This window comes from Fructilactobacillus sp. X7R9C1, from assembly GCF_059901005.1.
On the sequence record NZ_JBWXVG010000002.1, the window covers coordinates 105,971 to 129,027 of the forward strand.

The 23,057-nt window shown below is 42.9% G+C and carries 24 protein-coding genes and 1 tRNA gene; 21 read left to right on the top strand and 4 right to left on the bottom strand.

The features are described 5' to 3' along the window. Window positions 1–173 precede the first annotated feature (173 nt). The 10 genes from AC6UD0_RS02205 to AC6UD0_RS02250 all read left to right on the top strand — a co-directional run bounded on the left by AC6UD0_RS02205 (window position 174) and on the right by AC6UD0_RS02250 (window position 8,754). On the top strand, window positions 174–1,145 hold the full coding sequence (locus AC6UD0_RS02205) for a GMP reductase (RefSeq protein WP_500699700.1): 972 nt from the start codon (window positions 174–176) through the stop codon (window positions 1,143–1,145). Window positions 1,146–1,326: 181 nt separating this feature from the next. Continuing rightward, entirely contained in the window at window positions 1,327–1,626 is a 300-nt protein-coding gene (rpsF, locus tag AC6UD0_RS02210; protein WP_500694200.1) for a 30S ribosomal protein S6, read from the top strand. 24 nt (window positions 1,627–1,650) lie between these two features. Then, entirely contained in the window at window positions 1,651–2,160 is a 510-nt protein-coding gene (ssb, locus tag AC6UD0_RS02215; protein WP_500694199.1) for a single-stranded DNA-binding protein, read from the top strand. A 38-nt stretch (window positions 2,161–2,198) separates the two neighbouring features. Next, window positions 2,199–2,435: a 30S ribosomal protein S18 gene (gene rpsR, locus AC6UD0_RS02220; protein WP_010022194.1), complete on the top strand. Its 237-nt coding sequence runs from the start codon at window positions 2,199–2,201 to the stop codon at window positions 2,433–2,435. 110 nt (window positions 2,436–2,545) lie between these two features. After that, window positions 2,546–4,567, top strand: coding sequence for a DHH family phosphoesterase (locus AC6UD0_RS02225; protein WP_500695951.1), 2,022 nt, complete (start codon window positions 2,546–2,548; stop codon window positions 4,565–4,567). 51 nt (window positions 4,568–4,618) lie between these two features. Beyond that, window positions 4,619–5,071, top strand: coding sequence for a 50S ribosomal protein L9 (gene rplI / locus AC6UD0_RS02230; protein ID WP_500694197.1), 453 nt, complete (start codon window positions 4,619–4,621; stop codon window positions 5,069–5,071). A 30-nt stretch (window positions 5,072–5,101) separates the two neighbouring features. Then, window positions 5,102–6,502 (top strand): replicative DNA helicase, encoded by a 1,401-nt coding sequence (gene dnaB, locus AC6UD0_RS02235; protein ID WP_500695952.1) that lies wholly within the window; start codon window positions 5,102–5,104, stop codon window positions 6,500–6,502. A 62-nt stretch (window positions 6,503–6,564) separates the two neighbouring features. Beyond that, window positions 6,565–7,893 carry an MFS transporter gene (locus tag AC6UD0_RS02240; RefSeq protein WP_500707984.1) on the top strand — a complete coding sequence of 443 codons (1,329 nt, stop codon included), beginning with the start codon at window positions 6,565–6,567 and terminating at the stop codon, window positions 7,891–7,893. Between the two features lie 14 nt (window positions 7,894–7,907). After that, complete coding sequence (locus AC6UD0_RS02245; protein WP_500707986.1) at window positions 7,908–8,519, top strand: hypothetical protein; 612 nt, start codon at window positions 7,908–7,910, stop codon at window positions 8,517–8,519. Between the two features lie 67 nt (window positions 8,520–8,586). Beyond that, the gene (locus AC6UD0_RS02250) at window positions 8,587–8,754 is read left to right on the top strand and encodes a hypothetical protein (RefSeq protein ID WP_500695955.1); all 168 of its coding nucleotides are present in this window, start codon (window positions 8,587–8,589) and stop codon (window positions 8,752–8,754) included. Window positions 8,755–8,859: 105 nt separating this feature from the next. On the opposite strand, the gene AC6UD0_RS02255 is transcribed toward AC6UD0_RS02250, so the two are convergent. After that, a tRNA-Lys gene (locus tag AC6UD0_RS02255) sits at window positions 8,860–8,932 on the bottom strand. 253 nt (window positions 8,933–9,185) lie between these two features. Between AC6UD0_RS02255 and yycF the strand changes: the two genes are divergently transcribed. From yycF to AC6UD0_RS02295, 8 genes are all read left to right on the top strand, one after another. After that, window positions 9,186–9,899 (top strand): response regulator YycF, encoded by a 714-nt coding sequence (gene yycF / locus AC6UD0_RS02260; protein ID WP_500707987.1) that lies wholly within the window; start codon window positions 9,186–9,188, stop codon window positions 9,897–9,899. A 32-nt stretch (window positions 9,900–9,931) separates the two neighbouring features. Continuing rightward, a complete protein-coding gene (walK, locus tag AC6UD0_RS02265) occupies window positions 9,932–11,791 on the top strand; it encodes a cell wall metabolism sensor histidine kinase WalK (protein WP_500694192.1) in 1,860 nt (619 codons plus the stop codon). After that, window positions 11,775–13,085 (top strand): YycH family regulatory protein, encoded by a 1,311-nt coding sequence (locus tag AC6UD0_RS02270; protein ID WP_500696263.1) that lies wholly within the window; start codon window positions 11,775–11,777, stop codon window positions 13,083–13,085. Before walK ends, AC6UD0_RS02270 begins: the two co-directional genes overlap by 17 nt. Further along, window positions 13,085–13,930, top strand: coding sequence for a two-component system regulatory protein YycI (locus tag AC6UD0_RS02275; RefSeq protein WP_500707516.1), 846 nt, complete (start codon window positions 13,085–13,087; stop codon window positions 13,928–13,930). The genes AC6UD0_RS02270 and AC6UD0_RS02275 overlap by 1 nt, the downstream gene beginning before the upstream one ends. Window positions 13,931–13,960: 30 nt before the next feature. After that, entirely contained in the window at window positions 13,961–14,749 is a 789-nt protein-coding gene (locus tag AC6UD0_RS02280) for an MBL fold metallo-hydrolase (protein WP_500708066.1), read from the top strand. A gap of 59 nt (window positions 14,750–14,808) precedes the next feature. Further along, window positions 14,809–16,068, top strand: a complete 1,260-nt coding sequence (locus AC6UD0_RS02285; protein ID WP_500707988.1) for a S1C family serine protease — start codon at window positions 14,809–14,811, stop codon at window positions 16,066–16,068. Window positions 16,069–16,654: 586 nt separating this feature from the next. Further along, window positions 16,655–17,134: a 23S rRNA (pseudouridine(1915)-N(3))-methyltransferase RlmH gene (gene rlmH / locus AC6UD0_RS02290; RefSeq protein ID WP_500707989.1), complete on the top strand. Its 480-nt coding sequence runs from the start codon at window positions 16,655–16,657 to the stop codon at window positions 17,132–17,134. 209 nt (window positions 17,135–17,343) lie between these two features. Then, a complete protein-coding gene (locus AC6UD0_RS02295) occupies window positions 17,344–17,961 on the top strand; it encodes a YczE/YyaS/YitT family protein (protein ID WP_500707991.1) in 618 nt (205 codons plus the stop codon). Window positions 17,962–18,003: 42 nt separating this feature from the next. On the opposite strand, the gene AC6UD0_RS02300 is transcribed toward AC6UD0_RS02295, so the two are convergent. After that, window positions 18,004–18,744 carry a DsbA family oxidoreductase gene (locus AC6UD0_RS02300; RefSeq protein ID WP_500707992.1) on the bottom strand — a complete coding sequence of 247 codons (741 nt, stop codon included), beginning with the start codon at window positions 18,742–18,744 and terminating at the stop codon, window positions 18,004–18,006. Window positions 18,745–18,822: 78 nt separating this feature from the next. Next, a complete protein-coding gene (locus AC6UD0_RS02305; protein WP_500694184.1) occupies window positions 18,823–19,026 on the bottom strand; it encodes a hypothetical protein in 204 nt (67 codons plus the stop codon). Between the two features lie 194 nt (window positions 19,027–19,220). On the opposite strand from AC6UD0_RS02305, the gene AC6UD0_RS02310 reads away from it, so the two are divergent. Next, on the top strand, window positions 19,221–19,805 hold the full coding sequence (locus AC6UD0_RS02310) for an NADPH-dependent FMN reductase (protein WP_500706091.1): 585 nt from the start codon (window positions 19,221–19,223) through the stop codon (window positions 19,803–19,805). A gap of 56 nt (window positions 19,806–19,861) precedes the next feature. On the opposite strand, the gene AC6UD0_RS02315 is transcribed toward AC6UD0_RS02310, so the two are convergent. After that, entirely contained in the window at window positions 19,862–20,092 is a 231-nt protein-coding gene (locus tag AC6UD0_RS02315; protein ID WP_500694182.1) for a hypothetical protein, read from the bottom strand. Between the two features lie 599 nt (window positions 20,093–20,691). Between AC6UD0_RS02315 and AC6UD0_RS02320 the strand changes: the two genes are divergently transcribed. Both AC6UD0_RS02320 and argF read left to right on the top strand, forming a co-directional pair. After that, complete coding sequence (locus AC6UD0_RS02320; RefSeq protein ID WP_500707993.1) at window positions 20,692–21,930, top strand: arginine deiminase; 1,239 nt, start codon at window positions 20,692–20,694, stop codon at window positions 21,928–21,930. Window positions 21,931–21,946: 16 nt separating this feature from the next. Then, a complete protein-coding gene (argF, locus tag AC6UD0_RS02325; RefSeq protein ID WP_500695966.1) occupies window positions 21,947–22,996 on the top strand; it encodes an ornithine carbamoyltransferase in 1,050 nt (349 codons plus the stop codon). Window positions 22,997–23,057 lie beyond the last annotated feature (61 nt).

A 23,057-nucleotide genomic window follows, 5' to 3' on the forward strand; every position in this document is an offset into this window, starting at 1 on the left:
CACTACGTTAACGGTAGTGCTATTTTTTTGCCTAAATTTATGGTTAACATTCGTAAATTGGCACTTTCATATTGATTAAATGGTGCAATTCGATTATGATATTGGTTGTGTTTGAAACATTTAAACTAAATTTGACAAAATAGTTCGTAAAATAATCAAGGAGAGTTATGAAGATGGACGTGTTTGATTACGAAGATATTCAACTGATTCCGAATAAGTGTGTGGTCAATTCTAGAAGTGAGTGTGATACTTCCGTGGAATTTGGTGGCCGTAAGTTCAAGATTCCGGTCGTACCCGCCAACATGCAAACGGTCATTAATGCTGATTTAGCCGAAAGCCTTGCAAAAAACGGTTATTTTTACGTCATGCACCGTTTTCAACCTGAGAAACGACTTGATTTTGTTAAAAAGATGCACGCTGACGGGGTCTTTGCCTCTATCAGCATTGGGGTCAAGCCTGGCGAGTATGACTTCATTAAAGAGTTGGTCAAAGCCAACCAGCTTCCTGAATACGTTACGATTGACATTGCTCACGGATACTCGGACTCGGTTATCAATATGATTAAATTCGTCAAAGAACAGATGCCTGACACTTTCCTGATTGCTGGAAACGTTGGAACGCCAGAAGCCGTGCGGGCACTTGAAAATGCCGGAGCGGACGCTACCAAGGTTGGAATTGGACCCGGGAAAGCCTGCATTACCAAGATTAAGACCGGCTTTGGAACGGGAGGATGGCAATTAGCTGCCATTCGGTATTGTGCGAAGGGTGCCAGAAAGCCCATCATCGCTGACGGTGGGATTCGGACCGATGGTGATATTGCGAAATCAATTCGCTTTGGTGCTACAATGTGCATGATTGGATCGATGTTTGCGGGCCACGAAGAGTCGCCCGGTAAAAACGTTGAAAAAGACGGTAAGGAATACAAAGAGTACTTTGGTTCCGCATCGCAATTTCAAAAGGGTGCTTACAAGAACGTCGAGGGTAAGAAGTTGCTGGTTCCGTTTAAGGGCAGCATCTACGACACCTTACGGGAGATGCAAGAAGATTTGCAGTCATCAATTTCTTATGCTGGTGGAAAAGACATTGATGCCATTAGAAAAGTTGATTACGTGGTCGTAAAAAATTCAATTTATAATGGTGATTAAAAAAAGATTTAAAAAAGCTTCGTATTTAATCATGTATCGCAAGTCAACGTCTCAAATGTCCTGTTGAAGTAAAAAACAATCAATGATATAATCAATCGTTGTGAGTTTAATTAGATTTTAATTGACTCCCCTTGCTCTCCAAATCACTGGAGAGCCGACAGTCCACAAGGAGGTGTAATTCATGGAAAACAAATACGAAATTACTTACATCATCAGACCAGATATCGACGATGCTGCCAAGACTGACTTGGTCAACCGCTTCGATAAGATCTTGACTGATAACGGTGCAAACGTAATCGATTCAAAAGACTGGCAAAAACGTCGTCTTGCTTACGAAATCGGCGGTTACAATGAAGGTACTTACCACATTGTTAACGTTGAAGAAGGCGACAACGACCAAGGTCTAGACGAGTTTGACCGTCTTGCTAAGTTTAACAAAGACATCTTACGTCATATGATCGTAAGAAGAGACGACAAATAATTAGAATGAAAGGAGTTTTTCAGTATGATTAATACAGTAGTTCTTACTGGACGCTTAACACGAGACGTTGATTTGCGATACACCCAAAACGGCGCAGCAGTGGGTACTTTTACGCTAGCTGTTGACCGTCGTTTCACTAACTCAAATGGTGATCGGGAAGCTGACTTCGTCAACTGTGTCATTTGGCGCAAATCAGCTGAAAACTTTGCCAACTTCGTGCATAAGGGTTCCCTGGTTGGAATTGAAGGTCGAATTCAGACCCGAAATTACGAAAACAAGCAGGGTCAACGGGTTTATGTTACCGAAGTAGTCGTTGAGAACTTCACTCTCCTTGAACCACGTTCACAGAACGGAAATGGTCAGGGTCAAGTTAACAACGGTGGCAATCACGCTCCTAGCGAAAATCCATTTGGAACTCCAAAGACGAGTGGTCAGGCCACTCCTAACAATAGTAAAGGTAACGACAATTCGAAGGATCCGTTTGCTAACTCTGGAGACCAGATTGATATTTCCGATGACGATCTTCCATTTTAATGGAACGATTTGATTAATGTTTTAGGAGGGAATTACACATGGCTCAACAAAGAAGAGGTGGCCATCGTCGCCGTAAGGTTGACTTTATCGCCGCTAATCACATTGAATACATTGATTACAAAGACGTTGATTTGTTAAGACGTTTCGTATCAGAACGTGGTAAGATTTTACCTCGTCGAGTTACCGGAACAAGCGCTAAAAACCAACGTAAGTTGACCATTGCGATCAAGCGTGCCCGCATCATGGGCTTAATGCCATTCGTAGTTGGTGACTAATTAAGAATTTGAGACTTAACTAATTTAGTTAGGTCTTTTTTTTATCCGATTATTGGGTTGCCTCAATGTGATAAAATAGAAGCTATAATGGAGCAAAGATGGGAGTTACTATGAAGAAATTCTTTTCACAAATGACGTTGCCGCCATTTTTAAAAAATACACGATTAAGAAAAATTACGATTTTTATTGCAATTTCATTGATTTTGGGACTAGTAATTGCCTTTCTCTACAACTTCTTTATCGGAATCGTTCTTTTACTGATTGCTTGTGTGGGGCTCGTCTATACCATTAACACGATGAACCGCGTGGGTGAAGAATCCGATAAGTACATCAACGATTTGTCCTATCAAATCATGCGCGGACAACAGGAGTCACTACTTGAGATGCCGATTGGGATCTTAATCCTTGATGATAACCACGTGGTGGAGTGGATTAATCCATATTTACAGCCATACTTTGATAGTACGGAGGTGGTCGGATATCCACTTGACCATTCTGCTCCAGACCTCTTTGACATCATTCAGGCAAACCTTGACCAGACCAAGCCAATTGAGGTCACCTGGCGCGGTCACATGTTCGATATGTTGATTCAAAGAGAGTACAACACCGTCTACATGATGGACATTACCCGCTATGCTGAGATTGAAAAGAAGTACGAAAACGGTAAAATTGCGGTCGGCCAGATTTTTCTGGATAACTTTGACGAAATTACGCAGTCAATGAGCGACCAGGACGTCTCTAACCTTAGAAACTACATCACCAACGAACTGAGCTCGTGGGCGCAGGAATACGGAATTTTTCTAAAGCGAATTGATGCGGATCATTACTTTATCCTGTTGTACGTTTCCGCGTTGAATCAAATTGAGGCGGATAAATTTAAGATTTTAGACGTGATTCGAGAAGATACCTCGAAACAGAACCTTCCTTTGACCCTTAGTATCGGGATTTCATACGATGATAATAACCTGAACAACTTAGCCGACCAGGCTCAGAGTAACCTTGATTTAGCCCTCGGTCGTGGTGGCGATCAGGTCGTCGTTAAGGCCAAGGACAAAGAAGCCCGCTACTATGGTGGAAAGACGAACCCAATGGAGAAACGAACTCGGGTCCGGGCGCGGATGATTTCTCACGCTTTACAAGAGTTAATGAAAGAATCGGATCAGATTTTCGTTCAGGGTCATGCTCAACCTGACATGGACGCGATGGGAGCCGCCATGGGAATCAGACGGATTGCCCAGATGAACGGGAAGCAGTGTTGGATTGTGATGGATGACGAAGAACCGCACTCAGACATCAAGCGGTTATTAAACGCGATTGATGATTATCCAGACATTAAAGAGTCAATTATTACTCCAGATAAGGCGTTGAAAAAGGCAACTGACAACAGTTTGCTGATTATGGTTGATCATTCCAAACCGGACATGGGTGTTTCTGGGGATCTTTACAAACGCTTAAAGAACCGCGTGGTCATCATCGACCATCACCGGCGTGGTGAGGACTTTCCTGAGAATCCGATCCTGGTTTACATTGAACCCTACGCTTCGTCAGCCTGCGAACTGATTACCGAGATGTTTGAGTACCAGTCTCAGGACGCCGATCCAATCAACCAGTTAGAGGCGACCGCCATGCTGAGTGGGATTGTGGTTGACACCCAATCCTTTACGATTAGAACGGGAACGAGAACGTTTGATGCGGCGAGTTATCTGCGGTCAGCCGGTGCCAACGCTGACGAAATGGCCGACTTTATGAAGGAAAGTATCAATAATTACATGGCCCGAAACCACCTGATTTCCATGATGGAACAGATTGATGAGAACATGGCCCTGATTACCGCTGAAGATGATAAGGAATATGATTCGGTCATTGCCGCACAAGCCGTTGATTCGCTACTGACGATTGACGGAGTGGAAGCCTCGTTTATCGTCTTTAAGCGGACGAACGGGAACATTGGAATCTCGGCGCGAAGTAATGGTAACATTAACGTTCAGTTGATTATGGAAGCACTTGGTGGAGGTGGCCACTTATCAGCGGGAGCTACGCAAATTCCCGACGAAAGTGTTTCAGAGGTTAAGAAGACACTGCTAGGTGCCATTGATAAAATCGTTAATAACGATGATAAAACCGACCAATAGCAGAATTAGTTTAAATCTGTTAAATTATTAGTAAACAAGGAGGGATTTAAAATGAAAGTAATCTTTTTAAGCGATGTTAAAGGCAAGGGCAACCGGGGCGACGTTAAGGACATGCCATCTGGGTATGCTAACAACTTTTTGATTAAGAAGGGCTTGGCTAAAGAAGCTACCAAGCAGGCTATCAGTGAATTAAAGGCTCAACAACACGTTGAACAGGAGCACGAGCAAGAGGAACTAGCAGATTCCAAGAAACTAAAAAAAGAACTTGAAAATGACAAAACCGTCGTTGAGTTGAAAGCCAAGGCTGGGTCTGACGGTCGCTTGTTCGGTTCGATTACCAGTAAACAGATTGCCCAGGGACTTTTGGATCAATACAACATTAAATTGGATAAACGGAAGATTGAATTAAGTGAGCCAATCAAGACCATGGGGTACACCGATGTTCCCGTTAAGGTCCATCCCCAGGTTTCCGCTCAAATTCGGGTTCACGTCAGCGAAAAATAGTCGTAAGTTGCAGTTAGAAAAGAGTCGATAATGAACAACGATACTTTAAATGATCACACGCCACCACAAAATATTGAGGCCGAAAAGGCCGTTTTGGGTTCCATTTTTCTGAGTACCGACGGTTTAGTTGACGCGATGGAATATCTGAATCCAGATGACTTCTATAAGCGGGCGCATCAATTAATTTTTAAGGCGATGTTGGATCTAAATGATGACGATCAGGGCATTGATGCCGTGACCGTGACCGATCTTTTGAAGCAGCGTGACCAGCTGGAAGACGTTGGTGGTGTGCCTTACATCATTGATCTGACCAACGCCGTGCCAACGGCCGCTAACTTGGTCTACTACGCGAAAATTGTAAGAAATAAGGCCGTGCTCAGGCGCTTGATTCAGACGGCTACTAACATTGCCACTCAGGGATATGAACAGTCCGAAGACGTCGAAGACCTCTTAGATAATGCCGAACGTGACATTATGAACGTCTCTGAGGACCGTAATCAGTCGGGATTTAAGAACATCAAGGACGTTTTAAACGAATCATTTACAAAGATTGACCAACTTTCTCAAAATGGTGGCGACGACATTACGGGCCTTGCGACTGGTTATCACGAGCTCGATAAGATGACGACCGGACTTCATCCCGGCGAATTGATGATTCTAGCCGCCAGACCGGCCGTTGGTAAAACCGCCTTTGCGCTAAACATTGCGCAAAACGTGGGAACCAAGACCGACAAGACGGTGGCCATTTTCAGTTTGGAAATGAGTGCCGAATCGTTAGTGAACCGAATGTTGTGTGCCGAAGGTAGCATTGACGCCAATCACCTTAGAACGGGTCAGTTGACCGAAGAGGAGTGGCAAAATCTAGTCATTGCGATGGGCAGTCTTTCTAAGGCCCACATTTACATTGATGATACTCCCGGCAATAAAATGGCTGGAATTCGGGCTAACTGTCGTCGTTTGGCAAAACAAACGGGGAACTTAGGGCTGATTGTGGTCGACTACCTCCAGTTAATTGAGGGTGGTAATAAAGAAAACCGGCAACAGGAAGTGTCTGAGATTTCCAGACAACTTAAAAAGCTAGCCAATGAATTACAGGTGCCAGTGATTGCGTTATCTCAGCTTTCGCGTGGAGTGGAACAGCGTCAGGACAAGCGTCCGGTGCTGTCTGATATCCGTGAATCGGGGTCAATCGAACAGGATGCTGACATTGTTGCATTCTTATACCGAGAGGATTATTATGAACACGATTCAGATGATGATGACCAAGATCCACGTTCCGATGTTGAAAATGATGATGATAACGTTGGCGAAGTTGAAGTTATTATCGAAAAGAACCGTTCGGGTCCACGTGGAACGGTTAAACTGCTCTTTATTAAATCGTATAATAAGTTTTCATCGATTTCATACGCTTCAAACGATGGTGTACAGTAAAAGGCCACTTACAGAGTAAGTGGTCTTTTTATTAAAATTAAGAATGATTGAGAGGATTTTCAATGAATAACAATGAAAAGACACAAGGGTTGCCAAAACTTACCACGGCCGCAATCTGGTTTCTATCCTTTGGAATTCTTGGAGTCCAAATGGCGTTTGGCTTAATGAATTCGCAACTGGGAAGAATTTTTCAGACCCTCGGGACTTCTCCGAGTCTTTTAGGGCTTCTGTTTATTATTCCCCCAATTGCGGGATTATTTGTCCAACCGTTAGTGGGAGCGTGGTCCGATCGAACCTGGGTGCCAAAATGGGGAAGAAGAATTCCCTACCTCATTATTGGAACCGTTGCTTCCGCCGTTACCCTGTTTCTTTTACCAAACGTTGGTGATTTTGGCTGGCCGAGCATCATTACGATCTCACTGGCCGCCGTCATCACGTTGGTTTTGATGATTGCGTTCAATATGTGTGTGCAACCCTACAAGATGTTGATTGGTGACATGGTTAATCAACGTCAGAGTGGGTTTGCTTACTCAATTCAGAGTTTTTTCTTAAACATTGGGAGTGTGTTAGCGTGTTTATCGCCGTGGGTTTTCACCAAGCTCGGGGTCAGTAACACCGCTAGTAAAGGGATGATTCCTAATTCAGTCATTTTTTCGTTCTATGTTGCGGTGGTTGTTTTAATCTTCTGTACGTTTATTACTGTCATGAAGGTTAATGAGTATCCCCCTAAACAGTTTAATGACTATCATGGACTGGAGCAGAATGATGAACGGGCCAAAAAGAGTACGTGGATGCTTTTAAAAGATGCTCCACGCGTTTTCTGGGTGGTATCCATTATCCAACTTTTTGCCTACATTGGCTTTGCCTACATGTGGATGTACGGGACGAGTATCATTGCCAAAAACGTTTTCAACACAACCAATCCGATGAGCAGTGGTTATCAGTCCGGTGGTAATTTATTTGGAATTTTATCGGCCGTTTATGCTTTATCAGCTGTTATTTTTTCACTTTTACTATCAAGAATTCCCCAACGAAAGTACAAGTTGCTCTTTTCAATTAGTTTGGTAATTGGCGGAGTCGGCTTTTTGATGTCAGCATTCTCCCACACCGTTTTCTTGCAGGTGCTTGCGTTTATTTTGATTGGCATTGGATGGGCTGGCGTTTCGGTCTACCCGTTGACTTTTGTAACCCGTGAGATTCCAGGAAAGTACATTGGCGTGTACATGGGACTGTTTAACGTTCAAATTTGTATTCCCCAAATTGTGGCTTCACTTGCTAGTCCACTAGTTGTGATGGCAATTGGATCCATTGCTAACATCTTTGCGATTGCGGCGGTTACCATGGTTTTGGCGGCAATCTCAGTATGGATCTTAAACGACATTAAAGACTAGTTGGAGGTGAGAACGTGCAGGTAATTGATGTAGGTGGTTTTCGGGGGCATCCACTGACCGTTAGTTTCGATGGGTTGAACGTCTATTTTGACTACTTAGATGTAATTAATTTATTGAAGCCCAAAATCGTTTCACTTTCAGACAGTGAACTAGTGACTGATGAAAATGGAGTTAACCAATTAACCGTGGCGGGAACGTGTCGTCTTGCTTCCCTTAGTAATTATCCACGTGCTGACCGACTAATGCGCTGGATTCAGCAGCAGGTAAAACCAATCGTGTTGCGTTACGGAAATAGTTTAAAGCAGAATCAGATCACTAAATCAATTGATGACGTTTACGGTGAGTTACACGTAAGTGGGATGGAAATGACGAAACGTGAGTTTTACCAGTTCTTAAGAGCCCATCACTACACCATCAAATGGCTCAAGGGAAATAATAGCCCCAGTGACTTGAGTGTGAAAAAGCATTTAATGGTACCAAAAATTGGTCATTTTAACTTGCCTCAACCATGTGGAGCGGATAAACTATACGTAAACGCGGCTTTTACCACCAAAGGTGTCCAAGTTGTGATTAATCAGTTGAAAGAATTAGATGAAGTTGCCTACCAACAGGTTTCACTGTTTTAAATGATAATTGTTCCACGTGAAACAATTGATGTAATCCCATGGTGTTCAAGGATTAGAGGTGTTAAGCGTGAAGAAGCAACATGTCCTATCGTTAATCTTGGCCTTTTTGGCGGCAATGTTTTTGATCCTCGTTCCGTTTATTGAGGATCAAAGCTTGATTTGGATTGGTCTGGCGATGGCCGGCTTTTGTGCTGTTTTAGCAATTTTAACCGAGATTTTAGCAATTAAAAAATAAAAAAGGAAGGATCCTTCGCAATTAACGAAGATGGTCTTTCCTTTTTTTAGTGAAATTAATGATATAAAAAAAGATCATGGCGTTAACCATGATCATGATATGTGATGGGCAGTCAGGGGATCGAACCCTGGACCCACGGATTAAGAGTCCGTTGCTCTGCCAGCTGAGCTAACTGCCCAAATCAAAAGTACATTTATTATAATAGCATACCGCAAAACCCCATGCAACACTAATTTACAAAAAAAGGCGAAATTGCAGATACGGAAGAAATACTGAAAAGAGCTGTTATTAATTAACAACAGTTGTTGAATAACGTGAAGCGAGTAATTTGATGTGTTACAATTTAACTAGGATTGAGCGTAAAATAAGCCTTGATTCCAAACTTGATTGATATAGGGACTGCCAGCAGTTCAAAGGAGACAAATAATATTATGAAGAAAAAAATTCTAGTTGTCGATGATGAAAAACCAATTACAGACATTGAAAAATTTAGTTTAACCAAAGAAGGATTTGACGTTGACGTCGCACACGATGGGCAAGAGGCCCTTGATAAGGTTGATAGTAATACACCCGATCTCATTATTCTTGATCTCATGTTGCCAAAGGTCGATGGCTTAGAAGTTGCCAAGGAAGTTCGAAAGACCCACAACATGCCAATTATCATGGTAACCGCCAAGGATTCCGAACTTGATAAGGTGCTCGGACTGGAGCTTGGTGCCGATGACTACGTTACCAAACCATTTTCTAACCGTGAACTTGTTGCCCGGGTTAAGGCCAACTTGAGACGGCAGAATATCACTGGCTCAGCTGGTGAAGGCAAGGACGATAATCACGACATTGAAATTGGAGACCTGGTGATTCATCCCGATTCTTACTCCGTTACTAAACGCGGGAAAGGCGTGGATCTTACCCACCGAGAATTCGAACTTCTTCATTATCTAGCCCAACACATTGGTCAAGTGATGACCAGAGAGCACTTTCTTCAGACGGTTTGGGGCTACGATTACTTCGGTGACGTTCGCACCGTCGACGTGACCGTACGTCGTTTACGAGAAAAAATTGAAGATGATTCAAGTCACCCCAAGTGGTTAGTAACCAGACGTGGGGTTGGTTATTACCTGCGGGATTCCGAAAAGGAAGAATAACCCAAATTGATTAGTTTAGAGGTATTCATGTAATGAAGAAGAAAAGACGTTGGCACTTTTTAAGGTCCATTCATTTTAAGATTGCGTTAGTTTTCGCCTTAATGATGATCATTACCTTGGAAGTAGTGGGTGCCGTTTTTGTGCGTCAACTCGAGTACCAAAATTTGAATACGTTTAAGGACTCCATTCAACTGAAGCCCTACGTTAATACATCCCTTAAAAAGCAGTTAGCCAAAAAGAACCAAACCAAGGCTAATAAGCAGATTCAGACGATCCTTGAAGACGTTGATACCAACAATTCTGATGATATTCTGGTGGTGGATTCCAGAGGAAACATTCGTGGAACCAATCAGAGTAGCGACCAATCGTTAGTGGGGCAAAAAACCACCGACAATGACATCAAGAATGCCTTAAATAACGGTAAAACCATCGAGAAAAACACCTACAGTGATGGGAACCGTTACTACACCATGATTACACCCTTGATTAACAGTCAGGGCAACGAAAACAACATGGAAGGGGTCGTTTACGTTCGTGCTAATCTGAATCCGGTTTACCAAAACATCAACAGTATCACCTTAATCTACCTGTTTGCGGCGATCGTTGCCATCATCTTGGGCTTGCTTTTAACGTTCATCATTTCTCGGGCCATTACGAAGCCAATCGACGCGATGAAGAAGCAGACGGAACAGATTGCTCGCGGAAATTATTCGGGGCACGTTAAGGTCTACGGAAATGACGAGTTGGGTCAACTAGCGAAGGCCGTCAACAACCTGTCAGTGCGGGTTGAAGAGTCTCAAGAGTCAACCGAGTCAGAGCGAAGGCGTCTGGATTCGGTCTTAGATAACATGACCGACGGTGTGGTTGCCACGGATCGTCGCGGAAACGTCATCATCATTAACGATGAGGCACTTAGTTTTCTAGGCGTTAGTAAGCAACAGGTCATCGGTAAGTCCATCCTAGATGTCTTGCATTTACGCGACCGGTTCACCCTTAAAAACTTGATTGAAGACCCAGGACAGGTCAACTTGGATTTTTCTGATCACGACCATAAGCTGATTTTATCAGCTCATTTTTCGTTGATTCAGCGTGAATCCGGCTTTATTAATGGGCTTGTTTGCGTGTTCCATGACATCACCTTGCAACAAAAGATTGATGACGATCGGAAGCAGTTTGTATCCAATGTTTCACACGAACTAAGAACGCCCTTAACCAGTGTTCATTCCTACATTGAAGCCTTGCAGGATGGGGCCTGGAAGGATAAAAAGTTGGCACCCAAATTTTTGAAGGTCACTCAGGACGAGACCGATCGAATGATTCGAATGATCAACGACCTTTTGACACTATCGCGGATGGATTCTGGGACCCAGAAGTATGATACGGAACTAGTTAACATCAACAAGCTCTTTAACTACATCTTGGATCGTTTTGACATGATCATTAAGACCGATGACGATCCGAAAAAGAAGAATTATTCCATTAAACGGGACTTTACTAAGCAGGATCTGTGGGCTGACATCGATACCGACCGTTTTACCCAGGTCATTGATAACATTATGAATAATGCGATCAAATATTCACCAGACGGTGGCGTCATTACCTGTCGGCTGTACGAACAGAACAACCGCATCATCATGAGTATTTCTGATCAGGGACTAGGAATGCCACGAAAAGCCATTAAACACATTTTCGATCGTTTCTATCGAGTCGATAAAGCTCGTTCACGGGCTCAAGGTGGAAGTGGACTTGGGCTCGCAATCTCTAAGGAAATTGTGGAAGCCTTTGGCGGCCATATTTGGGTCGATAGTATTGAAGGAAAGGGTTCAACGTTCTATATTTCACTACCAAACGAACCAGTCGAGGAGGATCTTTGGGATGAAGGAGAAGCTTAAACCTTATATTTTACCGGTTTCACTGTGTATTGCCGTACTAGTCAGTTTGGTGCTCATCGTGGCACTACTGGTCAATCCAGCTCGCTTTGGGAGTCGAATGCATCAGGATAAATCAGCTACGCTTAAAAGCGAAGTTTCTTCGAAGAATCGTTATGATATCTATTCTCCCACCGAGGTTATTACTACCACTAGGAGTGGGAAACAGAAGTCGCTCACAAGTGAGACCACGAGTTTGACCGGTGAAATCGTCAAAAACATCAAGACCTATCAGGTCAAGTCAATCAAAGAGGTCTCAAAGGATAATCAAAAGCGGTATATCGATACCCTTAACTCTGAAAATTCGCTGATGCTGAATTATGGTGGCGAAGTTCCAGTTAATTTGTTAAGTAAGATTTTTAATCACAAGGTGAAAAAGAATGATTTCAACGTTGATCGCATGGTCATTCCACTAAATGACAGTACCCACTTTTACCTGCTAGGCGATGACGGTTACCACGTGTACCAGGTCACCACTAAAAAGCGGAATTTAGCCAAGTTACAGAACATTCTTACTACGAAAGTTCAAAGTGTGGACGTTCAGATGCGGACGTTAAACGATCGCCCGTTTCTCTTCTACCCAAGTCAGGTCAAGATGCGTAATTACGGGTACTTACTCGCAGAACAGTCCCAGACGGCTTACATTAATCGGGTACTAGGTAATACGACGGATACCAGCGTTAAGCACCGAAAGAAGAGTACGACCTACAGTAGTCGGGACCAGTCATTAAACTTTGACAATGAGGACAACGTTATTTATCAGGACTACCAGCAAAGTAAGCGGGGCCACAGTTACGAGGAAGTGTTGAACTCGGCTTATCGCTACGCTACTAAGCTGGGGATTCCACTGGATAATGCTCGTTTTGACAGCTATAATCCGGTCAAAAACACCGTCACTTACCGGACGTTTGTGGAGGGTTATCCCGTCTTCAATCAGAAGCGACTGGGAACGTGTTCGTTTAAGATGGGAAATGGTGGAGCCAATCGTTACGAATTTTCACTTTTAAGTTTTCAAATCCCAATTCCCACGAACGCCGAAAGTACTACCCTTCCAAGTACTGGAACAATCTTAAACCAACTATCCGCTCAGGGAATTGACATGAAGAAGGTCAGATCCATCACCCTTGGTTACCAAGTTGTTCCCGAAAAGAACAATAAGCAGTTAATCACCTTGCAGCCATCATGGTTCGTTAATTACGACGGCACCTGGATTAACTCCCAGTTGATTGGCAATGGGACCGGAAAGGAGAGCTTCTAATGAATTTTAAGCGAATTCAAGAGATCTTCTTGCTGGCTTTCATTATTTTGGACGTCTTCTTGGTCCTAATGATTGTTCAAAACCAAAACATGCAGTCCGAGAACACGAGTCAAAACAGTGCGAACTCCACCATTATCAAAGAGATGCGCAGGGATGAAATTTCCGTTGGGAAGCTCTCAAATAAGCGCTCTAACGGTTACTACATTTCCGCTTCTAATGATGGTAATCTCGCAAATGAGATGGGTAACTTGAAAAATCAGGACGCGCGCTTTGAAAATGGCGCTGTCGTAAGTACGTTGCGGACGCCAATTGACATTGATAATCGGAACCCACAGAACACGCTGGACCCGCTCATGAAAAGAAAGAGTTTTGTGATTAACGGTGAGGATTATGAGTATGACCAAAACCAGTCCAATTCAAGTAAGATTGTCTACATTCAGAAGGCGCTGACGAGTAATTTGATGGACAATAATGCCAGAATCATCTTCTATTTAGATGACGACGGTAATATTAAGAGTTATACGCAAACGGCACTTAATAACATCAAGATTTTACACGAGAGTTCTGAGACCATTTCGGAAGAACGGGCACTGATCTGGCTCTACCAGTACAATGAAATTCCCAACAACTCCAGGGTGCTTTGGACCAGAAGATCATACACTAAATTGTTAAACATTAATAATAATGGGGTCTACATCCCTACTTGGGTCATTGCCATCCAGACCCGCAACTCCAAGGACGTTTCCGTAAGGCGGATTAACGCCTTCACTGGGTCGGTCTTAAAGACCGAAAACGTTCAGGAGAACTTTAAAAATAAAATCACAAGTGGGACAGAAGATAATTAGAAAGCTGGGAATAAGTTGAGCGAAGATCCAATGAAAATCAGTGTATTGTCGAGCGGAAGTGGCGGCAACGTTACTTATATTGAGACGAACCAGCACAAGGTCTTACTTGATGCCGGACTGTCGGGTAAAAAAATTGAGAACCTCATGAATTCAATTGGACGGAGTTTGACCGACGTTGATAAATTATTTGTGACCCATGAACACACCGATCACGCTAAATCGGTGGGTATCTTGGCGAGAAAGTACAACATGCAGGTCTACGCGAACGAGAAGACCTGGAACGCGATGGGTAACAAGATCGGAAAATTTCCGGAGGAACAGAAGTTTATTTTCGATCCCGATACTACCAAATCGTTTGGGGACTTGGACGTTGAAAGTTTCAGTGTGTCCCACGATGCTGCTGACGCTCAGTTCTACAATTTTCACGACGGCGATAAGAGCTTTGTGGTTTTGACTGATACAGGCTACGTCTCTGATCACATTGAAGGAGTCATAAGAGACGCCAACGCGTACGTTCTAGAGTGTAATCATGACGTGGAAATGCTGAGAAACGGCGACTATTCGTGGCCAACCAAGCAACGCATCATGAGTGATGAGGGTCATTTGTCAAATGAAGACGGGGCGGACGCCATGATGAAAATCATCGGACGTGACACCAAGAACATCTTCATCGGGCACCGCAGTCATCATAACAACATGAAGTCACTGGCTCATCTTACCGTCGCTTCCATGCTTGAAAACGAAGACTTTGGGGTTGGTCATGACTTTAATTTGTTTGACACCGATGTTGAAAAACCATCCGATTTAATAACTCTTTGAGAATAATTGATACTTTTTTAAAAACTATTTGATAGAATAATATTAAATGGGGTGTAAATATGAAGAGAACACATCCGCTACTAACAGTTGCCATCGTGGCACTAGTAGCCGGTCTATTGGGCGGTGGAATTGCCTATGGTGGGATTTCGTGGTATAACGGCGGAATGTCTCTAGGAACTCAATCCGTCCCTGCGGGTTCCAATCGTGGCGGAACCGCAAAAGTTGAGAATGTAAGGGTGAATGCCTCTAATCAGGCGGAAAAAGTCTTTAAGGACAACAAGGATACCGTTGTTTCGGTGATTAACACCGAGAAGACCAAGTCCAGTGACTCTGATCCACTTCAGGGTATGTTTGGTGGCGTGTTCGGAGGAAATGGCGGAGACAATGGCGGTCAAGACCAAAAGGATCAGCAACAGATTAGTGAGGGTTCTGGAGTTGTCTACAATAAGGATAACGGCTCAGCGTACATTGTGACCAACAATCACGTGGTGTCTGGTTCGTCCAACCTGGAAGTCATCTTGAGTAACGGCCAGAAAAAGGAAGCTAAGCTAATTGGCCATGATGCCGTAACCGACCTTGCCGTTCTTAAGATTAACGGCGATGGTGTCAATAAGGTGGCTAACTTCGGTAATTCTGACGACATCAAGGTGGGTCAAACCGCCCTTGCGATTGGATCACCACTTGGCTCTGAGTACGCTTCGTCTCTGACTGAGGGAATCATTTCCGCAAAGAAGCGGGAAGTGCCGCAGGCTAGCACCGAGAACGGTCAGCAGAACGCCAGTGCCGGTGACGCTACGGTTATTCAGACCGATGCCGCCATTAATCCCGGAAACTCGGGTGGACCACTCCTAAATAGTGCCGGACAGGTCGTTGGGATTAACTCAATGAAACTGTCGAAGGATAGTTCCGGTACCAGTGTTGAAGGGATGGGTTTTGCCATTCCAAGTAACGAGGTCGTACGGATTATCAACCAGCTCATTAAGAACGGAAAGGTAATTCGTCCCGAACTAGGCATTAAGTACGTGGACCTAGCTAACATCTCGGTTAAGCAACAGAAATCGATTTTAAAGCTTCCTTCAAACGTTACCAATGGAGTTGTAGTAATGGACGTTAGGGGTAGCTCACCAGCCGCTAATGCGGGTCTCAAGAAAAATGACGTGATTACCAAGTTGGCTGGAAAAGACATTACCAATCAGGGTAAGTTGCGTGACATCCTGTATGAGCATAACGTTGGCGACAAGATTTCCGTTATCTATTATCATAATGGACAAATGAAAACGTCTGAGATTACGCTAGATCAGCAAGCAAAACAGCAGTAATTTAAAAAATGTTCGTCGTAGAGTAAATGCGGCGAACATTTTTTGTTTGAAAAGAGTGAACTGACATTCGGATAGCTTAATGCGATAATTGAAGCAATTGTCCGTTTAAAGCCTGAATTTTAGTTGTGATGATTGTAACGATACTTATGAATTCCGTGATAGAGGGATTGACGGTAAACTCCGAACAAAATTGGTTTAAAAAAAATTAATAATCAGAAAATACGTGGTTGGAAATGTCAAGTGGTAAAAGTCTGTGCATAACTTTGGGGATAAACTCATTGTGAAAACACAAAAGCTGTAATTTAGGCTTTAAATGATAGTGGAAAAGTATCGAGAAGTTATCCACAGGCAGTGTGCATAAGTTTATGTAACAAAATTTTATTAAAAAAAGAACGCGATAAACGTTGATATCACAACAACGAAAATTGCGTTAACGAACATATGTCTTGTTTATTTCTGTGGATAAATAAAAATGTTGTTGACAAAATCGAAATATTAACAGGTCTTTAAATTCTCCAGAAACGTGATAGTTTGTGAAGGTGCCTGTGGATAACTTTGTGGATAGTCTGTTTAAAGGAGTCGACTTATGAACATTAAATTGGTGGTAGTTGGAAAATTGAAGGAAAAATACTTCAAAGATGGAATTAATGAGTACGTCAAACGACTTTCTCGTTTTTGCAAGTTTAAGATTGTTCAGGTTCCCGACGAAAAGGCGCCTGAGAACCTTAGTCAAGCGGAAATGGACGAGGTGATGGAGCAAGAAGGAGCCCGAATTTTGGCTAAAATTAAAGACCGCGAGTATGTGATTGCTTTGGCAATTCAAGGCGATGAACTGACCTCTAAAGCCTTTGCGAAGAAAATCAAGGATCTCGCAACGTACGGTCACTCGGACATTACCTTTGTGATTGGTGGGTCGTTGGGACTTGCTCCTAAGGTCTTGAAGCGGGCTAACTTTGAACTGTCATTTGGTCGTTTTACGCTACCGCACCAGCTGATGCGCTTGGTGTTGACCGAACAAATCTATCGGGCTTTCATGATTAATAGCGGGAGTCCGTACCATAAATAGGCTGATTGACTTTGATTAGAAACTAAGATTATAATAATTATGGATTTAAAAGGGAAGAGATGCTGGTATCATCTCTTCCATGTTCGCAAGTTAGGTGCGGTTACTGTGGTGAAGCTAATCAGTTATGATTAGCTTTTTTTATTATTTTATTTGTAAAATATGGATATTTTCTTCAATTACACGTACACGCCGAAAGGATGTTATTAATAATGAAAATTTTAAATTCGCATCGGATGCTGCGTTTTCTGGTTCAAGTTCTAATTACCGCTATTGGAACGGCGATTATCGCTTTGGGAATGACCCTGATGCGAAAGGAAAACCTCGGAATGGACGCCTTTACCGCGTTAAGTGTCGGATTATCGCACCATTTACCGCTTGGCTTGGGTAACATCCAGTTCATCGACTACATGATTCTGTTAGTCATCGTGCTGATTTTGGATTACCATCAGATTGGCTTTGGGACTTTGATTAACATGCTGGTGGGTTACGGGGTTCAGTATTTCACGCTCTGGTTCGGTGCCTACTTGGTGTTCGATAACTTTTGGTTGAAATTGTTGTTTGCTGTCCTTGGATTCCTGATATTCACGGTAGGAATTGCCGTGTACATGTCGGCCAAGTTCGGGGTGTCCTCGTATGACGCGATTGCGCCCATTTTCTCTCAAAGATTGCACATGCCGTACTGGTCAGTGCGGGTGATTCAGGATGTGCTTTTCATGTTTTTGGCGTTCCTCGTCTCTGGTCCAATTGGAATTATGACGGTCATCATTTCGTTGTGTTCGGGTCCATTTGTGGAACTCTGGGGCAGACACCTCCATCTGATTAAATAAAAAACGGTCCGCTGGATTATTCCAACGGACCGTTTAGTTTAACTAATTTTTATTATCATTTGGGTCAACGCTGCAGCTTCCGCCTTCACAGTTAGCACCCTTTTGCTGGTCATCATCGCCACCAACCATTTCAATTGGTTGAAAGCTAGCCCAAGCCTTGTCTAAAGCAGACTTGAAGACTTTTACTGGTTGAGCACCAGAAACGGCGTACTTCTTGTTGAAGATGTAGAACGGAACCCCGTTAATTCCAACTTGTTGAGCGGCGGCTTCGTCAGCTCTGACGTCGTCTTTGAATTTATCACTGTCTAGGACTGATTTGACTTCGTCTTGATTTAAACCAACGCTCATGGCAAGATCAACTAAAACGGAGTTGTCGTCAACGTTTAGACCGTCGGCGAAGTAAGCCTCGAATAACTTGTCCATCAGTTCGGATTCTTTGCCCTTGGTTCCCGCAAAGTGAAGCAAGCGGTGTGCTTTTAAAGTATTAACCACCTTAATCTTTCCGGTATCCATCTTTAAACCAGCTTCGTTTGCCAGTTCGGTGATGGTTGATAGAAACTCGGAAACTTTTTCCCTTGACATCCCCTTTTCCTTACTCATGTGGTCAGCCATGGTTTCTGGTTCACCAGATGCGTTGGGATCAAGTTCAAAACTATTGTAATGAACCTCAACGTCGTCCTTATGGTCAAAATCACTTAGTGCGGACTTGAAGTGGGCTCGTCCGATGTAACAGAATGGACATGCAATATCGGACCAAACTTGGACTTCCATTTTTTTCGTCATTTTAGTACCTCCTACAAATTATCTACTAACTAAAGTATAGTGTTCAACTGAATCAATCACAATCATCTTGCTTAAGAATCACTTATCAATGGCGTTGCTTGTTCCAAGTAACTTATCATTTTTGATTTGTTTTGGATCTTGGTTTTGTTCAGTGGTTTGCTTACTATCACTGTTTTTTGCTTCATTTGGAGTGTTTTGATTTTTATTCTCGGCATGATCCGATGACTTCTTGTCAGAATCGCCATGGACTGATTTGAGAATCTTATTAAGCCAATTCTTCATGTTACTTCCCCCTCATCTACTTCTCACCTTATTATAGTATAGTGAGTTTTGATTGTAATGAAAGTTAACTAATTTATAAAGAATTGTGATAGGCCAACTACGAAGCGGGCTTTTTGCTTGCTTTTGTTTCGGAAATTAAATAGAATTAAAGTACGTATTAGCTTACTTTTTGTGAGTAAAGGGAGAGAGATTAAATGAAAACAGTTGACGTAATTTTAGGTAGTGCCCGATCCAATTCTAGTGGTGCCGGAATTTTTAACTTTTTAAAGAAGAACGCAAAAGAACTTGAGTCTGATAACGAGGTCAAGTTGAACTTTATTGACATTGGTGATTTAGACTTACCAATCTTCAATGAACCACTCCCACCAATGGGTGATCCTGACCGGAAACTAACGGGGGCCCCCAAGAAGTGGATTGATAACATCAAGGCTGGAGACGGTTATCTATTTATTGAACCAGTCTATGACAACGGTCTTTCTGGCGCGTTTAAGAACGCCCTTGATTACATCGGCTTTGAAACGGCTGACAAGCCTGCCCGAATTGTTTCGTATTCTAGCAGTGCCTTGTCTGGGCAAGCTTCCGCTTTAGGCATTCTTCCCACTTTATCCATGTTGGGAATGGTAATGTTGCCACACATGACCATGATTGGTCACATTGACGACAACTTTGAAAAGGATGGCAATTTTGTAAGTAATGCGCCATCAGAAGAATACTATTCCAAACAGTTAAAGGATGCCGTAAGTGACATTGCTTCTTACACCAAACTTTTAGGTAATTAGCACTATAAGTAAATACGTAAAAGGAGCACTTCATTTTTTTGAAGTGCTCCTTTTTTTTATTGAAAAATCATCTGCAGGACGATCAGGATAATCGAGATCAAGAAGACCGCTGTGATTATGTACTTGAAGAGCTTGTTAATCTTATTACTTCCCTCGGGGAAGAGCCACAAGATTAAGATTAAAAGGACGTTTAGACCAATTCCCACCCATGGATTGGGATGAAAAAAGGTTAAGACCATTAGTAACACCAAAATCACGAGTTCAAGTAATTCCTTAAAGACTGTCAATTCAAGTAACCCCCTTTCTGTTTTACTAAAAACACCAAATCCGAGTAGACGTGGAGGTCTCTCAATAGATTTGGTGCACAGGTATGTTTTTAAAATGGCAAAAGAGATTGATTGGTACTTCTCATTACCGAACTAATTATACCATTGCGTTAAAACAAAAGCGAGATTATTTTTAATTATTTTAGATGATTGACAAGTACTGGCGATTAAGGCTGATTTAAACGGTCTAAGTATCAACTAATAATGGATTATCATTAGTCAGTACATTCAACAAAGTTAATTAATTAAGAGCCAAGTTATATTACGTTCGAGGATTTTTCTGATGCGATGATTGTTAAACATGTAACTATTAAAAAGTTAGTTAAAATTTGGCAAAAACGGTTAATTTTCCCAGTTTATCAACACATATCCGCTTTTACAAATTATCAGTCTTTGAACGATTTGACAAAATTTGTGAAACAGTTATCATTATTGACGTACGACTAGGAAACTTTTTCTAGTCGGTTAAAATGCTTGTTATAAATTGCGAAACCCCGTACGATATGGGTGGTTAAATCGTTTAACCATAAGCATGAATAACAATCTTAAGGAGGATTATTATGAAATCTGCAATTGAAGTGAACTCTGAAATTGGGCAGCTGAAGTCTGTCTTAATGCACAGGCCCGGAAAAGAGATTGAAAATGTCATTCCGGATACCATGAAGCAGATGTTGTTTGATGACATTCCGTATCAAAAAATCGCTGACAAAGAGCACGATTATTTCACCAATCTACTCCGTGATCATGGAGTGGAGGTTGTGTACATCGAGGATTTGTTGGAAGACATCTTAAAAAAAGATGACGTAAGGGATGATTTTGAGTCAACTTATCTAAATGAACACTACTACACGGGTAGTTCGGCAGAGGACATCAAGCGCTACTTTGAGAGTCTCTCGATTCACGACCTGGTCAGTACGATTTATGCCGGTCTAAGACGAGACAAGATTCATTTTACTCACCCAAGTTTGCATGATGTGGCCGGGACGAACGCTTTTGATCCCTTCCTGCTGGATCCACTACCAAATGCGTACTTTACCAGGGATCCGCAAGCTTCGATGGGATCTGGTTTAACGATTAACCACATGACTTTTGAGGCGCGGCGTCCGGAGTCACTCATCACGGAGTACGTGATGAAGTATCATCCACGGTTTGCCGGAAAAGTTGACGTTTGGCTGGACCGCTATAATGATGCTCGGATTGAGGGTGGTGACGAACTCGTTTTAAACGATCACGTCATGGCAATTGGTTGTTCGCAACGAACCTCAACTCGTTCGATTGAAAAACTGGCTCACAAACTTTTTGAAGATCCCACGTCACATTTTGACACAATCGTGGCGGTTCAAATTCCGCATAACCATGCCATGATGCATCTAGATACGGTCTTCACCATGGTCAACTACGACCAATTTACCGTATATCCAGGGATCATGAACGGTGGTAAGATGAATATTAACATCCTTCATCCCGGAAAAAACAATACCATCAACATGGAACATCGTGAAAGTCTGCCGGATACACTCAAGGAAGTTCTTGGATTATCTGAGATTGACATGATGGAGACCGGCGATGGTGACCCAGTTGCCGCTCCACGTGAACAGTGGAACGATGGGTCAAACAACTTGGCAATTGCCCCTGGGGAAGTGGTCACATACGATCGCAACACGGTCACGATTGATGTGATGCGAAAACACGGTATTACCGTTTACGAGATTTTGTCTTCAGAACTATCGCGTGGCCGTGGTGGAGCTCGTTGTATGTCACAACCAATCATTCGTGAACCACTTGATAAAAATAATTAGAGGGGGAGCAAATTAAATGAGTACATTACTAGAGGAATTAAAATCAATGCAGGGACGTTCTTTTTTAAAGGAGTCTGATTTTACACCAGCCCAGATTGAAGCTTTGATTGATTTTGCCATTAACTTGAAAAACGAACACAAGAAGTATGGCAAGGTGACCAAGTATTTACACGACAAGGACCTCGTCCTCTTGTTTCAAAAGACTTCGACCAGAACCAGACTTTCGTTTGAACTTGGTGGTGACGACTTAGGCGGAAACACGGCCTACATTGATCCAACCTCAAGTCAGTTCGGCAAAAAGGAATCGGTGGAAGACTCCGCACGAGTCTTTGGCGAACTGGCTGACGGAATTGAGTACCGGGGCTTTGAACAATCCGACATGGAAATCATGGCCAAGTACTCGGGAGTTCCCGTTTGGAACGGTCTTTCAAACGAGTGGCATCCCACTCAAATGATTGCGGACTTCATGACCGTGAAGGAAAACTTCGGTCACTTAAAGGGGCTCACGTTGACCTTTGTTGGTGACGGGCGAAATAACGTGGCTAATTCTTTACTGGTGACCGGTTCGATGCTGGGTGTGAACGTTCACATCGTGGCTCCAGACGAACTGCACCCCGAAAAATCAGTGGTTGACTTAGCGGAAAAGTACGCCAAGGAATCAGGAGCACACTTCATGATTACCTCTGATATCGACAAGGGGGTCAAAGGATCAAACATCATCTACACCGACGTCTGGGTCTCAATGGGTGAAAACAACTGGCAACAACGAATTGACCAACTACTACCATACCAAGTCAACATGGACTTAATGAAGAAGACGGGCACCCCTGACGATGAATTGATTTTCATGCACTGTCTGCCAGCCTTTCATGACGGCAACACCACCACTGCTAAAGAGGCAGTTAAAAAATACAAGGGCCTAAACAGTCCCGAAATGGAAGTAACCGACGAGGTCTTTAGAAGTCCTTACGGGCGCCAGTTTGTTGAAGCTGGCAACCGCAAGCACTCGATCATGGCAATTATGGCCGCCACTTTAGGCGACTTAAGTATGTACAACGAAAATTAAATTTTACTAAAGCATAAATAGGATTATCAATGATACAATCATGTCCTAAATTAGGATTTGA

What these genes read in the sequence shown, in the direction of transcription:
- dnaB (WP_500695952.1), top strand. Translation starts at nt 5,102, where the DNA reads ATGAACAACGATACTTTAAATGATCACACGCCACCACAAAATATTGAG.
- walK (WP_500694192.1), top strand. Translation starts at nt 9,932, where the DNA reads ATGAAGAAGAAAAGACGTTGGCACTTTTTAAGGTCCATTCATTTTAAG.
- argF (WP_500695966.1), top strand. Translation starts at nt 21,947, where the DNA reads ATGAGTACATTACTAGAGGAATTAAAATCAATGCAGGGACGTTCTTTT.
- AC6UD0_RS02295 (WP_500707991.1), top strand. Translation starts at nt 17,344, where the DNA reads ATGAAAATTTTAAATTCGCATCGGATGCTGCGTTTTCTGGTTCAAGTT.
- AC6UD0_RS02300 (WP_500707992.1), bottom strand. Translation starts at nt 18,744, where the DNA reads ATGACGAAAAAAATGGAAGTCCAAGTTTGGTCCGATATTGCATGTCCA.
- AC6UD0_RS02205 (WP_500699700.1), top strand. Translation starts at nt 174, where the DNA reads ATGGACGTGTTTGATTACGAAGATATTCAACTGATTCCGAATAAGTGT.
- yycF (WP_500707987.1), top strand. Translation starts at nt 9,186, where the DNA reads ATGAAGAAAAAAATTCTAGTTGTCGATGATGAAAAACCAATTACAGAC.
- AC6UD0_RS02305 (WP_500694184.1), bottom strand. Translation starts at nt 19,026, where the DNA reads ATGAAGAATTGGCTTAATAAGATTCTCAAATCAGTCCATGGCGATTCT.
- rlmH (WP_500707989.1), top strand. Translation starts at nt 16,655, where the DNA reads ATGAACATTAAATTGGTGGTAGTTGGAAAATTGAAGGAAAAATACTTC.
- AC6UD0_RS02240 (WP_500707984.1), top strand. Translation starts at nt 6,565, where the DNA reads ATGAATAACAATGAAAAGACACAAGGGTTGCCAAAACTTACCACGGCC.
- AC6UD0_RS02310 (WP_500706091.1), top strand. Translation starts at nt 19,221, where the DNA reads ATGAAAACAGTTGACGTAATTTTAGGTAGTGCCCGATCCAATTCTAGT.
- AC6UD0_RS02285 (WP_500707988.1), top strand. Translation starts at nt 14,809, where the DNA reads ATGAAGAGAACACATCCGCTACTAACAGTTGCCATCGTGGCACTAGTA.
- AC6UD0_RS02225 (WP_500695951.1), top strand. Translation starts at nt 2,546, where the DNA reads ATGAAGAAATTCTTTTCACAAATGACGTTGCCGCCATTTTTAAAAAAT.
- rpsR (WP_010022194.1), top strand. Translation starts at nt 2,199, where the DNA reads ATGGCTCAACAAAGAAGAGGTGGCCATCGTCGCCGTAAGGTTGACTTT.
- AC6UD0_RS02275 (WP_500707516.1), top strand. Translation starts at nt 13,085, where the DNA reads ATGAATTTTAAGCGAATTCAAGAGATCTTCTTGCTGGCTTTCATTATT.
- rplI (WP_500694197.1), top strand. Translation starts at nt 4,619, where the DNA reads ATGAAAGTAATCTTTTTAAGCGATGTTAAAGGCAAGGGCAACCGGGGC.
- ssb (WP_500694199.1), top strand. Translation starts at nt 1,651, where the DNA reads ATGATTAATACAGTAGTTCTTACTGGACGCTTAACACGAGACGTTGAT.
- AC6UD0_RS02280 (WP_500708066.1), top strand. Translation starts at nt 13,961, where the DNA reads ATGAAAATCAGTGTATTGTCGAGCGGAAGTGGCGGCAACGTTACTTAT.
- rpsF (WP_500694200.1), top strand. Translation starts at nt 1,327, where the DNA reads ATGGAAAACAAATACGAAATTACTTACATCATCAGACCAGATATCGAC.
- AC6UD0_RS02270 (WP_500696263.1), top strand. Translation starts at nt 11,775, where the DNA reads ATGAAGGAGAAGCTTAAACCTTATATTTTACCGGTTTCACTGTGTATT.
- AC6UD0_RS02320 (WP_500707993.1), top strand. Translation starts at nt 20,692, where the DNA reads ATGAAATCTGCAATTGAAGTGAACTCTGAAATTGGGCAGCTGAAGTCT.